The sequence below is a fragment of the Chitinophaga varians genome, from assembly GCF_012641275.1.
In the GTDB taxonomy this organism is placed as follows: Bacteria; Bacteroidota; Bacteroidia; order Chitinophagales; family Chitinophagaceae; genus Chitinophaga; species Chitinophaga varians_A.
In genome coordinates, this window is the sequence record NZ_JABAIA010000001.1 from 2,097,301 (window position 1) to 2,110,721 (window position 13,421).

Genomic DNA, 13,421 nt, shown 5'->3' on the forward strand with positions numbered 1-13,421 from the left:
CTCTTTTATATGAATATCAGAATTTAAGGCTGACGCTACCCGTGAAGCGGGCGGGGTTCTGCGGCGTTAACCGCACCGACCAGGCCTTTTCACTGGTCAGGTTATCCACCTTGGCGCCTACACGAATTTTGCCGTAGTCATAAAACAAGGCTGCATTCAGGATGGTATAGGACGGGATGATCACCCTGGCGGTCCGGGTATTGGTTTGGAACGAAGCACTACCGGCATTACCGCCGAAGCCAATACCGAGGCCTTTCAGCGTGCCTTTCGGGAAACGGTAACTGGCCCAGAAATTCAGCATTTTATCCGGTCCGGACAACGCAGGGCGCAGTCCTTCCACCGACTTGTCCGCTTTCGTATATTTACTGTCGTTATAAGCATATCCAGCCACGATGTTCAACCCTGTGACCGGTGCAGCAGTGAATTCCACCTCCACGCCTTTACTTTGCTGGGTACCGTCCTGGATGGAGTAGTTCACATCATTGGGATCTGTACGCAACACGTTTTTAACGCGGATATCATAGTAACTGACAGTACCTACCAGCTTGTGGTCCAGCACATCCGCCTTCACGCCGTATTCCAGCTGGTTGCCCTGTTCCGGTTTAAAAGAATTGCCTTGCGCGTCTGAACCGCTTTTGTTGAGGAAACCATTCATATAGTTACCAAACAGGGACACCCTGTCTTTCACTACCTGGTATACGAGGCCCAATTTGGGAGACAGCGATGTCTGGCCATAAGCACCGTTGGTCACGCCGGTAGTGATGTTATATACGCCCTGGTTCTCGTAGCGGTCCAGCCGCAGGCTCAGCATGGCCATCAGGCGGTCCGTAAAGTTGATCACGTTGGAAGCGTAGACGGCGTAGGTGTTATCACCATTGTTTTCCCGGCGCGGCGTACCGTTAGGCACCAGCGCGTCAATATCTGCACGGGTGATCTTATAGCTGTTCCCCGGATTGATAAAGTTCACCGTAGGTCCGTTAACGGACACACGGTCAAATGAATTGGAGTTGTTGTAATAGTCGAGTCCTACTACCAGGCGGTTACGGAAAGCACCCAGTTTAAAATCCCCGATGAAGTTCTGCTGGATATCTGTTGCAATAAAAGCGGTGTAGCCCACCATTACCTGCGCGCGCAGGGTAGAATCAGAGCGGCCGTTCAACGCGGTGATGTATCCGTCGATAGAAGAGCGGGCACGGGAAAGAATTGTTTGTGATGTCCAGTTGGAGGATATTTTATAGTTCAACTGTGCAAAAATGTTCATCATCTGCGTTTGATACGCGATATCATTACCCAGGAACATACGGTTATAGGGAAAACCCATATCAGCGACGGACTGTGTTTTGTTGCTACCGGTATAAGGGTTGAAACGCACTACCGAAGTACCTTTAGCCTGTCCGAACTCCACATCGAGCAACAAAGACAGTTTATCCGTGATCTGATACGAGAAGCTGGGGGCCAGGCTCAGGCTGCGGGTAAAGCCCATGTCCTGAAAACTCTGTTCAAATGTAGTGGCCCCGTTCAAACGGAACAACATTGTTTTATCTGTATTCACGGGTGTGTTCACGTCTACGGTCAACCGGTTAAAGTTCCAGTTGCCGCCATAGTAAGCCACTTCACCACCAAAACCGTTATATGGTTTTTTGGTAACACGGTTGTATAAACCACCGTAACTGCTGGACACGTTGGTACCAAACAGGGTGGCAGACGGCCCTTTGATGGCTTCCACCCTTTCCAGGTTGGCCGGGTCGATAGTAGAAAAAGCCGCACCGGCAACTCCGTTTCTGGCATTCGGTTCTGTTTCAAAACCGCGGGAGCGGAAAGTGACACGGCCCTGGTTGGCCAGCATCGGGATGCCTGCTCCGGGCACATTACGGGAGATACTGCCAAGGTCAAGCGCCATCTGTTCTTCTATCAGCGCTTTCGGCACAATGTTGTACACCTGCGGGTTTTCCAGGTTTTTCAGGGGCAGGCGACTGATATAGATGCTCTCTTTATGAGAGAACTTATTCACGTTGCCCACTACTCTCACTTCCTGCAAGGCCTGTATATTTTCTTTACTAAGCTGATAATCCACTACTGTTGGTTGTCCTGCGGTGATGACCACCGTAAAGTCTTTTTCTGTGGCGCCCAGCATTTGTATGCGCAGTGTGTACGTTCCGGGAGTGATGCCGGTGATCTGGTATTCTCCTGCGTTGTTGGTCAGTGTGCCTTTCTGCAACACCGGCAATGACACCGATACCAGCTCCAGCGGCTGATGGTCCAGCGATGTAATTTTACCAGTGAGGCTCCCTGTGGTTTCATGCTGGGCTGCCACCCACAAAGGCAGCAGGAGCCATATTCCCCATATCATCCGCTTCAACATAATGCTCATGCAAAAAATTTTTGCAAAGGTAAATGCAGGCAGACGGAATGGTTTACGAATTCAGGAATAATAACGGGCTGTATTTGCGCATTCAGGAATTTGAAGAGGTGCAAAGCTTTCTTCCGGCGACGGCTAAAGTGTCTTTATCATTAATGTCTCTTCAAAGCCTACGCCGTAGTGGTAAACAGTGAAGTCCTTTACCTTCTGCCAGCCGTTTTTATGGTAGAATGCCAATCCGGCGGGAGATGCAGCTAACTGTAACGCTTTTATTCCGTGGGCACGTGCGTAATTTTCCAGGTGCGACATCAGTTGTTTTCCTATTCCCTGGTCCACCTGTTGGAGCCGTGTATAAAAGCCGACCACCAAATCGTTGTCCAGTGCGATAGTGCCAACAATGTGGCCATTTGCTTCCGCACAGAACATGACTTGTTGATTTATCTTTTCAATCATGGTCTGTTCGGAATAGTATCTAATGAATATTTCCCACTGTTCGGGGCTGTAGTGGGGTTTTAACAGGGCATTTGCATTTTCGGTAATGAGGTCGCTCAGTTGTTTGGCATCGGCGATGGAGGCTTCTCTGATAGTAATTGCAAGTTTTCATTAAACTGCTATCGCTGCTTTATATTCAGCGGAGCGTCAATAGCGCTCCGAAATCTGTTTAAAATAAAAAAGTCTTCAAATAATATTTGAAGACTTTTCTCTGCGGTGAGGGAGGGATTCGAACCCTCGGTACAGGTTTAAGCCCGTACGACGGTTTAGCAAACCGTTCCTTTCGGCCACTCAGGCACCTCACCGTTCCTCTGTGAAGGGGTTGCAAAAATAGGAAAAGTTTTATATTCTCCAAAAGCAATTTAATTTTTTTCAGAAATTTTCTTTGAAGCAGTGAAAACGAGCGTGGCAACAACCGGCAGAAACCTTTACAGTAAATCATTACAGCGTATTACCTTAAAAATATCGCCGCGTCTTTTTTACATTCATTACAACAGCTGTCGTGTCAATAACGGCAATTAAGTTGCACAAAATCGTAAAAACACATGTTATTTTAAACAAATATGTCATAAACAATAATGCCGCTCCGGTATGGAGCGGCATTATTCAAATAGGTTAGGGGATGGCCATTACATAGCGGCCAGCTGTACTTTTTGCTGTAGTTCGATTACGCTGTCGCGGAAATTATTGTCGGTGTCCATCAGGTCTTTAACGGTTTGACAGCTGTGGATCACTGTAGTATGGTCTCTGCCACCGAAATGTTCGCCGATGGTTTTCAGTGAATTTTTTGTAAATGACTTAGCCAGGTACATGGTTATCTGTCGCGCCTGTACGATTTCGCGTTTGCGTGTTTTCTGCAGCAGTTTATCGTAGGGCACATCGAAATATTCGCAGACCATTTTCTGGATGCTTTCGATGGTAATTTCTTTGGAAGAAGTTTTAACGAAAGACTTCAGTACACGTTTAGCCAGTTCGAGGTCGATCTCTTTGCGGTTCAGGGAAGACTGGGCCAGCAGGGAGATGAGCGCACCTTCCAGTTCACGTACGTTGGTTTGTATGTTATAGGCAACATACTTCACCACTTCCTTTGGCATTTCCAGTCCGTCGTTTTTCATTTTGAGTTCCAGAATTTCCATTCTGGTTTCAAAGTCAGGTATCTGGATATCCGCGCTGAGGCCCCAGCGGAAGCGGCTCAGCAGGCGTTCCTGTACGCCATCAAGGTCTTTGGGGGCCTTATCCGACGTAAGGATCAGTTGTTTGCCTGATTGATGCAGATGGTTAAAGATCGCGAAGAACGCGTCCTGTGTTTTTTCCGCACGGGCAAAGAACTGGATGTCATCTACGATCAGTACGTCTATCAATTGATAGAAGTGAATGAAGTCGTTGATGATATTATTTTTTGAGTGATCAATAAACTGGTTGATGAATTTCTCGGCACTCACATACAGCACGGCCTTATTCGGATGAATACGCTTCACTTCATTGCCCACAGCCTGTGCGAGGTGTGTCTTTCCCAGTCCAACGCCACCATAGATCACCAGTGGGTTGAAAGAGGTGCCGCCTGGTTTTTCCGCGACCGTTTTTCCTGCCCGGCGCGCCACACGGTTACAATCCCCCTCTATATACGCGTCAAACGTATAGTTTGGATTGAGCTGAGAATCGATCTGTACCCGTTTAATCCCCGGGATAACGAATGGGTTCTTTACCGGGTTATGTATGGTTAACGGAAAGTCTACCTCATTATCTTTCTGGGGTTTTGTGAACTGCGTAGGCATGTTCACCGTTCTGGGATGTTGGTGTGGTGTACCGTTTTCCACTACAATGCGGTATTCCAACCGGGCTTCTTTACCTAATTCTCTTTTTATAGTTTTCCCTAACAATCCCACATAATGCTCTTCAAGGTATTCATAAAAGAATTGGCTGGGGACCTGGATGGTTAAAACATTGTTTTCAAGTTTAATGGGCTTAATAGGTTCAAACCAGGTTTTAAACGGCTGCCATTCCACAATATCCCTAATTATATTAAGACACCTTTCCCAAACTTGTTCGCAAGTTTTATTCATTGAGATAAAATAAATTAGTTGTTTCTTAATTAAGGATGCTGCTTAGTTCTCGAATTTTTAGAAATCTCCCAACGCAGGATGTTGAAAAATTTTCAGACAGGACGACGAATATCTGTAGAAAATGTTGAAAAAAAAAATTTATCTACCCTTGTTTATATTCCCCGGACAACAGTGTGTTGATACTGCGTCACGCCCTGCTGTCAGCGCTTTACAGCACTAACGTTACACGGATTTCAGTACTATAAACTCCGTTGATTAGCAGCATCTTTGTCTTTCTCATTGTCCTTTTTATCATAAATATGGATATATAACTGATAAAATAATATCGCACCTCCTCATGGCAAAAAAAACGACCGCAGGAAAAGGATGAGATATTCACAATTTTTTCTGCGAGGGTGCAAAACTATGTTAGTATCTCCATTTAAAAAAATGTGTTTCCAATTAGTTATTACCAGATAAATTTATTAGATATCCGCGCGCCCGGTTTTAATAAAAAATATTTGCACGCACTTAGCTGAATACCGTATCTTTGATGCTTCTGAATTTAAAAAATTTTTCTATGAGTTTTGAAATTACCGGAAAGCTGATTGTGAAGTACAACACGGTACAACGCAGCGAAACTTTTAAAACAAGAGAGTTCGTTATTGAGAAATCCGATGATATCAACGGCCGTGTGATTAACAACTATATCAAATTCCAGTCCGTACAGGACCGTACAGGTATTGTTGACCGGTTCAATGAAGGTGAAAACGTTAAAGTTTATTTCAATATCAAAGGCACCAGATGGGAAAAAGACGGCAAGGTCAACTACATCACCAACCTGGACGCATGGCGTATGGAATCTGTAATGGCAGCTCCTGCTCCCGGCGCAGACCCCATGCCTAACTACAACACTCCGCAGATGCCTGCTGCCGGCGATGGTGGCGACGATCTGCCGTTTTAATGACCACCCGGTCATGTGGAATGACGAGACAAATTTATTGCGAAGAGCTTAACGTATAATGCTTCAAAACACATTATCCGTTAAGCTCTTCGTTATAAAGTCAAAGCTCAAAATTTATAATTCATAACTCTTTTTAGGATAACTCCCTAACTACGTTTATGCAACAACAAATCTCCCTGAAGCTGACGCCCGCAGACGCAGCCCACCCTTCCCGCATTACTACACAGGCAGCAGCCACCCTCGGCGTAAAACCTGCTGCCATCACCGGTTACCACCTGCTCAAACGCTCTATCGACGCACGTTCCAGGCAACAGGTGTATTTCATCCTCACCCTGCTCGTATTTGTCAATGAACCCTTTCATGAAAGGGTACATGCACATCCTGTCTACAAACCACTGCCTACCAACGCACCGGCCGCTATCATTGCCGGCGCAGGCCCTGCCGGCCTCTTCGCCGCACTGCGCCTCATTGAAGACGGTATCAAACCCATCATCCTCGAAAGAGGCAAAGATGTGCGCGCACGCCGCCGCGACCTCGCAGCCCTTAATAAAACAGGCATCGTCAATCCCGACTCCAACTACTGCTTCGGGGAAGGCGGCGCCGGTACCTACTCCGACGGCAAACTGTACACCCGCTCCAACAAAAGAGGCGATATCAACCGCATCCTTAACATATTCGTACACTTCGGAGCGGAAGAAAAAATCATGATCGACGCACACCCGCATATCGGTACCAATAAACTGCCGCATATCATTACGGCCATGCGCGAACAGATCATCGCCGCCGGCGGGGAAGTACACTTTGAACAGAAAGTCAGCAGCCTCCAGATACACAACGGCGCTGTTACCGGCGTGGAAACCGCAGCAGGACACACTTTCAGCGCGCGCCACGTGATCCTCGCCACCGGCCACTCCGCCCGCGATATCTTCGTCATGCTCCACCGGCAAAACATACTGCTGGAAGCCAAACCCTTTGCCCTCGGCGTCCGCGTGGAACACCCGCAGGAGCTGATCGACAGCGCCCAGTACCATTGCGACCTGCGCGGCGAATACCTGCCACCCGCCAGCTACAGCCTCGTGGAACAAGTGGAAGGACGCGGCGTATTCTCCTTCTGCATGTGCCCCGGCGGTATCATCGCCCCGGCAGCCACAGATCCCGGTGAACTGGTGGTCAACGGCTGGTCGCCCTCCAAACGCAACAACCCATACGCCAATTCCGGTATGGTCGTTACCGTAGATGAATCCGACTTCGCGCCATTTGCCCACCATGGCCCGCTCGCAGCCATGTATTATCAACAGGCAGTGGAACGCCAGGCCTTCATTGCCGGCGGCGGCCTCTTCGTGGCACCGGCGCAGCGGATGACCGACTTCGTGAAAGGCAAAGTGTCTTCCACGCTGCCCGAATGCTCTTACCTCCCCGGCGTCAACAGCACCGACCTGCGCACTGTCCTGCCGGCAGCGGTACACCAACGCCTCGCCGGCGCCTTTAAAGCATTCGGCCGCAAAATAAAAGGATACTATACAGATAATGCCATCCTCGTGGCCACAGAATCCCGTACATCCTCTCCCGTAAGGATACCCCGCGACAACGATACACTGGAACATCCGCAACTGGCAGGCTTATACCCCTGCGGGGAAGGCGCCGGTTATGCCGGCGGTATCGTATCCGCCGCTATGGACGGGGAACGCGTGGCCGCCATGATTGCTGCCCGCCTCCACGGATTATCATAATGAAAGGCATAGCACATTATTCACGAATAATTGCTAAATTTTCATCATGAATCTACTCGAAGTCAAAAACCTGAAGAAGCACTATGCCACGCACAAAGCTGTAGATGATATCAGCTTTAACATCCGGCAAGGCAGCATATTCGGTCTGCTCGGCCCCAACGGGGCCGGGAAAACCACCCTGCTACGCATGATCACCGGCATATTCTACCCCGATGAAGGCTCCATCCTGCTCAACGGCAAACCCTTCGATCCACAACGCGATACCCCGCTGATCGGCTACATGCCTGAAGAAAGAGGGCTATACAAAAAAATGAAGGTCGGCGAACAAACCCTGTACCTCGCACGCCTCAAAGGCCTCAGCGAAAAAGAAGCTACCGCCAAAATCAAAAAATGGTTCGACAAATTCGATATCAACTCCTGGTGGAACAAACGCGTGGACGAACTCAGTAAAGGCATGCAACAAAAGGTGCAGTTCATCTCCACCATCATGCATGACCCTAAACTGCTCATCCTCGATGAGCCCTTCTCCGGCCTCGATCCCATCAACTCCAACCTGATCAAGCAGGAGATCTTTGACCTGGCGCAGCAAGGCACCACCATCATCTTCTCCACCCACCGCATGGAACAGGTGGAAGAAATATGCGACCACATCATGCTGGTCAACAAAGGCCATAAAATACTCGATGGCAGCGTAAAACAAATCAAACAGGACTTCAAACAGGGACTCTTCCGTATAGGTCTTGGCGTAGTGCCCAACGCAGCAATGATGGCCACCTATCACTTCACCATCGTCAGCATACACGAAAATACCGTCACGGTAAAGATGAATGAAGACAGCTCTACCAATGACATCCTGCTGCACTTCATCCGTCAGAACATACCCGTTACCTATTTCGAGGAAATATTGCCCTCCATCAACGAAGTATTCATCACCCAGGTCCAGCAAACGGAACAAGCGCCTGTCATCACAGCTGCGCAGCAACCTGCCTGATCACCCAGCACATCGACTATGAACAAAATATGGCTTATCATTAAGAGAGAATTCCTCACCCGCGTCCGCAAACGCTCCTTCCTGGTAGTAACCCTGCTGGTGCCGGTAGCCTTTGCCGCCATGATCATTATCCCCATCCTCATGGCTGTCAGCGGCAACGAGAGCAAACGCATTGCGGTCATCGATAAAAGCGGCATCTTCAACAACCAGCTGCCGGATAAAAGAGGCGTCTACTTCAAATACCTGCCAGACGCCAATCTCGATAGTCTCAAACGCCACTACGAGGCAGAAGACTACTCCGGTGTCCTTTATATACCGGATATTGATATTAACCGCCCGGTCGGACTGGAATACTACAGTAAAGGCCAGGTAGGCATCTCCCTGGAATCAGCGATCAACGGTGATATCAACAACGTGATCGAAAGGAAACGCATGGAGCAGGAAGGCATCGACAAATCCAAGCTGGACGCGCTCCGTTCCAATATCTCCGTCGACTTCAAAAGCGGCGACGATGAAAAGAAAGGCAACTCATGGGTGGCCTACGGCGTAGGCTATGCCTGTGGCTTTACCATCTATATCGTACTGCTGCTGTTCGGCACTTCCGTCATGCGCGGCGTCATGGAAGAGAAAGTAAGCCGCATCGCCGAAGTGATGATCTCCAGTGTAAAACCATTCCAGCTGATGATGGGCAAGATCGTAGGTATTGCGGCAGTGGGACTGTTGCAGTTTCTGATATGGGGCGTACTGATCAGCGTCATCTATACCATCATACCGCTGTTCCTTTCTCCGGAAAGTATCCAGGCTGCCAGTCAAAGCAACATGATGGCGCAGGGCAACAATGCTGAGGCAGCCGAAGCTTTCCGCCGGGTGACCGACGTGGTGGACAGTATCAACTGGCCACTGCTGTTATCCTGCTTCATATTTTATTTCCTCGGCGGCTATCTGTTCTACTCCTCGCTGTTTGCCGCTATCGGCAGCCTGGCCAATGAAGACGCCTCCGATGTGCAACAGCTGACTTTTCCCATCACGGTGCCCATCATTATTGGTATTATGATCATGATGAAAGCCGTACATGACCCGGGCAGCCAGCTGGCCGTATGGGGCAGCATTATTCCCTTCACTTCGCCCATGGTGATGATGGCCCGTTTGCCGTATGGCGTGCCGGGAACCGTGCCTTACTGGCAACTGGCATTGTCTTTTGCTTTTCTGATCGGAGGTTTTATAGTGAATACCTGGGCGGCCGGAAAGATATACCGCACGGGCATTTTGCTGTATGGTAAAAAAATCACCCTGAAAGAAGCCCTGAAATGGGTGGTGAAGAAAGGATAATATCATTTAAGCATTTGGCTATTTTGATATTTGATTATTTGAAGCGCGCCAGGCGTTCTTTAAATAATCAAATATCAAAATGATCAAATAGCTAAATCGCCCAATTGTTTCCGCACTGTCTGAAACTCCTTCCAGATATCTTCCAGTACTTCGGCCGCAGGCTTTATATCGTGGATCAATGCGCTTACCTGGCCTATTTCCAGTTCTCCTTCTTCCAGGTTGCCTTCAAACATGCCGGTTTTAGCGCGGGCGCGGCCCAGCAGTATTTTCAGTGCGTCCGGGTCAGCACCGCTGTCTTCCGCAGTTTTCACCGATTCGTAAAAATGATTTTTAATCAGGCGTACAGGGGTTAGTTTCTTCAGACTAAGCATGGTATCGCCTTCCCTGGCGTTGACCACCGCCTGTTTGAAGTTAATATGGGAAGATGCTTCCGGGGTTGCCACAAAACGGCTGCCTACCTGTACTCCCGAGGCTCCCAGCGCAAAAGCTGCTGCCATGGCTCTTCCGGAACCGATGCCCCCTGCAGCGATCACGGGTATCTGTACTTTTTCACAGACAGCCGGTATCAGCACCATGGTAGTCGTTTCTTCGCGGCCGTTATGTCCGCCGGCTTCAAAACCTTCTGCCACTACGGCGTCTACGCCGGCAGCTTCACTTTTCAGTGCAAATGCGGAACTGGACACCACATGTACCACCTTGACGCCCGCAGCCTTCAACACCGGTGTCCAGGTTTTGGGGTTACCGGCAGAAGTAAACACCACCTGTACTTTTTCTTCCAGGATGATGTTGATCAATTGTTCGATATCCGGGTACAAAAGGGGCACGTTCACCCCAAAAGGTTTGTTGGTAGCTTCTTTACAGCGTTGGATATGATGCCTCAGTACATCGGGGTACATACTGCCTGCGCCAATAAGGCCCAGCCCGCCTGCATTACTCACTGCACTGGCTAAACGCCATCCGCTGGCCCATATCATGCCGGCTTGTACAATCGGGTATTGTATCCCGAATAAAGTTGAAATCCGGTTCATGTAACGAATATAATATCTTTAGCCCAGATCGATTTCCGTATTGTCGCCGATATTAAGGCTCTGGCTAAGGCCGCGGATATTGGCATCGCTGCCTATCAGCGATGATTTCAGCACCACCTCATACAGGTTGCTGAATGAACCGATAATAGAATCTTTTACGATGGAATAATTGATCACCGTATTATCGCCCACGGCCACGTTAGGGCCGATGATGGAGTTTTTGATGTTGCAGCCTTCCCCTATGCTCACCGGCGGTATGATAATAGTATTCTCATACGGCAATACCGGATTGTTAGCGGCTTTGTATTTTTTCAACAGGATGGCATTGGTTTCCAGCAGGGTGTCCTTACGGCCACAGTCGAACCAGTTGATCACCTTAAAAGCATTAAACTGTACGCCATGCTCGATCATGCATTCCAGCGCATCGGTCAGCTGAAACTCGTCGTGCGACTTGATATGATTGTCGATATTGGCCTGCAGGCATTCATAGAGCTGTGCGCTCTCCTTGATTTTATAAAGCCCTACCAGCGCCAAATTCGATTTAGGGATCTGTGGTTTTTCCACTACGCGGGTGATCTTTCCGCCCTCTTCCAGTTCAGCCACGCCGAAATTGCGCGGGTCGTCCACTTTTTTCAGTCCCAGTACAGAATACGGAGAAGCAATCACTTCTTTGAAATCGCATTCGCAGATAGTATCTCCCAGTACGATCAGCACCTCATCATTGGCCACTACCTCGCGGGTCAGCAGGATAGCGTGACCGGTGCCCTCACGGCTGTTTTGCTGCACAAAGTGACAGGTCAGCTGCGGGTATTTTTTTTCAACGTAATGCTGTATTTTCTCACCCAGGTATCCCACCACAAAAACGAATTCAGTGATACCTGCATCTACCAGCTGGTCCACGATGATGCTCAATATGGTCCTGCCGGCTAATGGAATAAGTGCTTTGGGTTGTGTATATGTATGTGGCCTGAGTTTAGTACCAGCTCCTGCCACAGGTATTATTGCCTTCATGTAGTTGTAGTTAGGATAAGCTCCGAATGCCGCGAAAATAGGACAAATTATGAAGATTTAGGGATTTTGGGCTTTATGGCTGTGCGAATTTTAACAATCAAAAACACAAAATTCGCCAATATGAAAATCCCTAAATCTCTGAATTGCATTTCATCAGGAGTTATTCTAAATTTGCAGCAAATTTTAAGGCATCATGCAAAGAGACCAGCAAATATTTGATATTATCCGCCAGGAATTGGAGCGTCAGCGCCATGGCATCGAATTGATCGCATCTGAAAACTTTACCAGCTTGCAGGTAATGCAGGCCATGGGTAATGTGATGACGAATAAATATGCCGAAGGCTACCCTGGCAAAAGATACTACGCCGGCTGCGAAATCGTGGACCAGAGCGAACAACTGGCTATCGACAGGGCTAAACAAATATTTGGTGCGGCTTATGCCAACGTACAACCTCACTCCGGCGCACAGGCCAATGCAGCAGTGATGCTGGCCATCCTGCAGCCCGGTGACAAAATCCTCGGTCTGGACCTGAGCATGGGCGGCCACCTGACCCACGGTTCTTCCGTAAACTACTCCGGGAAGCTTTATGAGCCTCATTTCTATGGTGTTAACAAAGAAACCGGCCTCGTAGAATACGATAAAATGGAGGAAATCGCCAACCGCGAAAAACCAAAACTGATCGTATGTGGCGCTTCCGCGTACAGCCGTGACTGGGACTACAAACGTATCCGCGAAATCGCTGATCAGGTAGGCGCCTTCGTACTGGCTGATATTGCACACCCTGCCGGCCTTATCGCCAAAGGACTGCTCAACTCACCATTTGAACACTGCCATTTCGTAACCACCACCACCCATAAAACACTGCGCGGTCCCCGCGGCGGTATGATCATGATGGGCAAGGACTTCGAAAATCCATTCGGCCTGAAAACACCGAAAGGCGAAATCCGCCTCATGAGCTCCCTCATCGATACCGCTGTATTCCCCGGTATCCAGGGCGGCCCGCTGGAACACGTGATCGCTGCCAAAGCGGTGTCTTTCTTCGAAATCCTGTCTGACGAATACGACGTATACGCCAAACAGATGTTGAAAAACGCCCAGTCTATGGCTAAAAGCTTCGTCAACAGAGGCTATCAGATCATCAGCGGCGGTACAGACAACCACCTCATGCTGATTGACCTGCGCAATAAAAACATCTCCGGTAAAAAAGCCGAACAAACCCTGGTGAAAGCAGAAATTACTGCCAACAAAAACATGGTGCCGTTCGACGATAAATCCGCCTTCATCACCTCCGGTATCCGTGTAGGCGTTCCTGCCATCACCACCCGCGGCCTGAAAGAAGGTCATATGGAGCAGATCGTTGACTGGATCGATCAACTGCTGATGGACGCTGACAACGAAGCCCTTATCACCAAAGTAAGAGGTGAAGTGAATGGCTTCATGCAGCAGTTCCCGCTGTACCCGGAACTGTAGGATG

The 13,421-nt window shown here is 48.9% G+C and carries 10 protein-coding genes and 1 tRNA gene; 5 read left to right on the top strand and 6 right to left on the bottom strand.

Features of this window, described 5'->3' with window-relative positions:
• Positions 1–16: 16 nt before the first annotated feature.
• From HGH92_RS08520 to dnaA, 4 genes are all read right to left on the bottom strand, one after another.
• Positions 17–2,371 carry a TonB-dependent receptor gene (locus tag HGH92_RS08520; RefSeq protein ID WP_168870304.1) on the bottom strand — a complete coding sequence of 785 codons (2,355 nt, stop codon included), beginning with the start codon at positions 2,369–2,371 and terminating at the stop codon, positions 17–19.
• 123 nt (positions 2,372–2,494) lie between these two features.
• Positions 2,495–2,950, bottom strand: a complete 456-nt coding sequence (locus HGH92_RS08525) for a GNAT family N-acetyltransferase (RefSeq protein WP_168871506.1) — start codon at positions 2,948–2,950, stop codon at positions 2,495–2,497.
• Positions 2,951–3,065: 115 nt separating this feature from the next.
• A tRNA-Ser gene (locus HGH92_RS08530) sits at positions 3,066–3,156 on the bottom strand.
• 324 nt (positions 3,157–3,480) lie between these two features.
• The gene (gene dnaA / locus HGH92_RS08535; protein WP_078669113.1) at positions 3,481–4,914 is read right to left on the bottom strand and encodes a chromosomal replication initiator protein DnaA; all 1,434 of its coding nucleotides are present in this window, start codon (positions 4,912–4,914) and stop codon (positions 3,481–3,483) included.
• 559 nt (positions 4,915–5,473) lie between these two features.
• On the opposite strand from dnaA, the gene HGH92_RS08540 reads away from it, so the two are divergent.
• The 4 genes from HGH92_RS08540 to HGH92_RS08555 all read left to right on the top strand — a co-directional run bounded on the left by HGH92_RS08540 (position 5,474) and on the right by HGH92_RS08555 (position 9,907).
• Positions 5,474–5,857 (top strand): DUF3127 domain-containing protein, encoded by a 384-nt coding sequence (locus HGH92_RS08540; RefSeq protein WP_078669114.1) that lies wholly within the window; start codon positions 5,474–5,476, stop codon positions 5,855–5,857.
• Positions 5,858–6,015: 158 nt separating this feature from the next.
• Positions 6,016–7,587, top strand: coding sequence for an NAD(P)/FAD-dependent oxidoreductase (locus HGH92_RS08545; RefSeq protein ID WP_168870306.1), 1,572 nt, complete (start codon positions 6,016–6,018; stop codon positions 7,585–7,587).
• A 46-nt stretch (positions 7,588–7,633) separates the two neighbouring features.
• Entirely contained in the window at positions 7,634–8,578 is a 945-nt protein-coding gene (locus HGH92_RS08550; protein WP_168870308.1) for an ABC transporter ATP-binding protein, read from the top strand.
• A gap of 18 nt (positions 8,579–8,596) precedes the next feature.
• Positions 8,597–9,907 carry an ABC transporter permease gene (locus HGH92_RS08555; protein ID WP_168870309.1) on the top strand — a complete coding sequence of 437 codons (1,311 nt, stop codon included), beginning with the start codon at positions 8,597–8,599 and terminating at the stop codon, positions 9,905–9,907.
• Between the two features lie 83 nt (positions 9,908–9,990).
• Here HGH92_RS08555 and HGH92_RS08560 read toward each other — a convergent pair whose 3' ends face one another.
• Positions 9,991–10,935, bottom strand: a complete 945-nt coding sequence (locus HGH92_RS08560) for an NAD(P)H-dependent flavin oxidoreductase (protein ID WP_168870311.1) — start codon at positions 10,933–10,935, stop codon at positions 9,991–9,993.
• 18 nt (positions 10,936–10,953) lie between these two features.
• Positions 10,954–11,946, bottom strand: coding sequence for a sugar phosphate nucleotidyltransferase (locus HGH92_RS08565; RefSeq protein ID WP_168870313.1), 993 nt, complete (start codon positions 11,944–11,946; stop codon positions 10,954–10,956).
• A 193-nt stretch (positions 11,947–12,139) separates the two neighbouring features.
• Between HGH92_RS08565 and glyA the strand changes: the two genes are divergently transcribed.
• A complete protein-coding gene (gene glyA, locus HGH92_RS08570) occupies positions 12,140–13,417 on the top strand; it encodes a serine hydroxymethyltransferase (RefSeq protein WP_168870314.1) in 1,278 nt (425 codons plus the stop codon).
• Positions 13,418–13,421 lie beyond the last annotated feature (4 nt).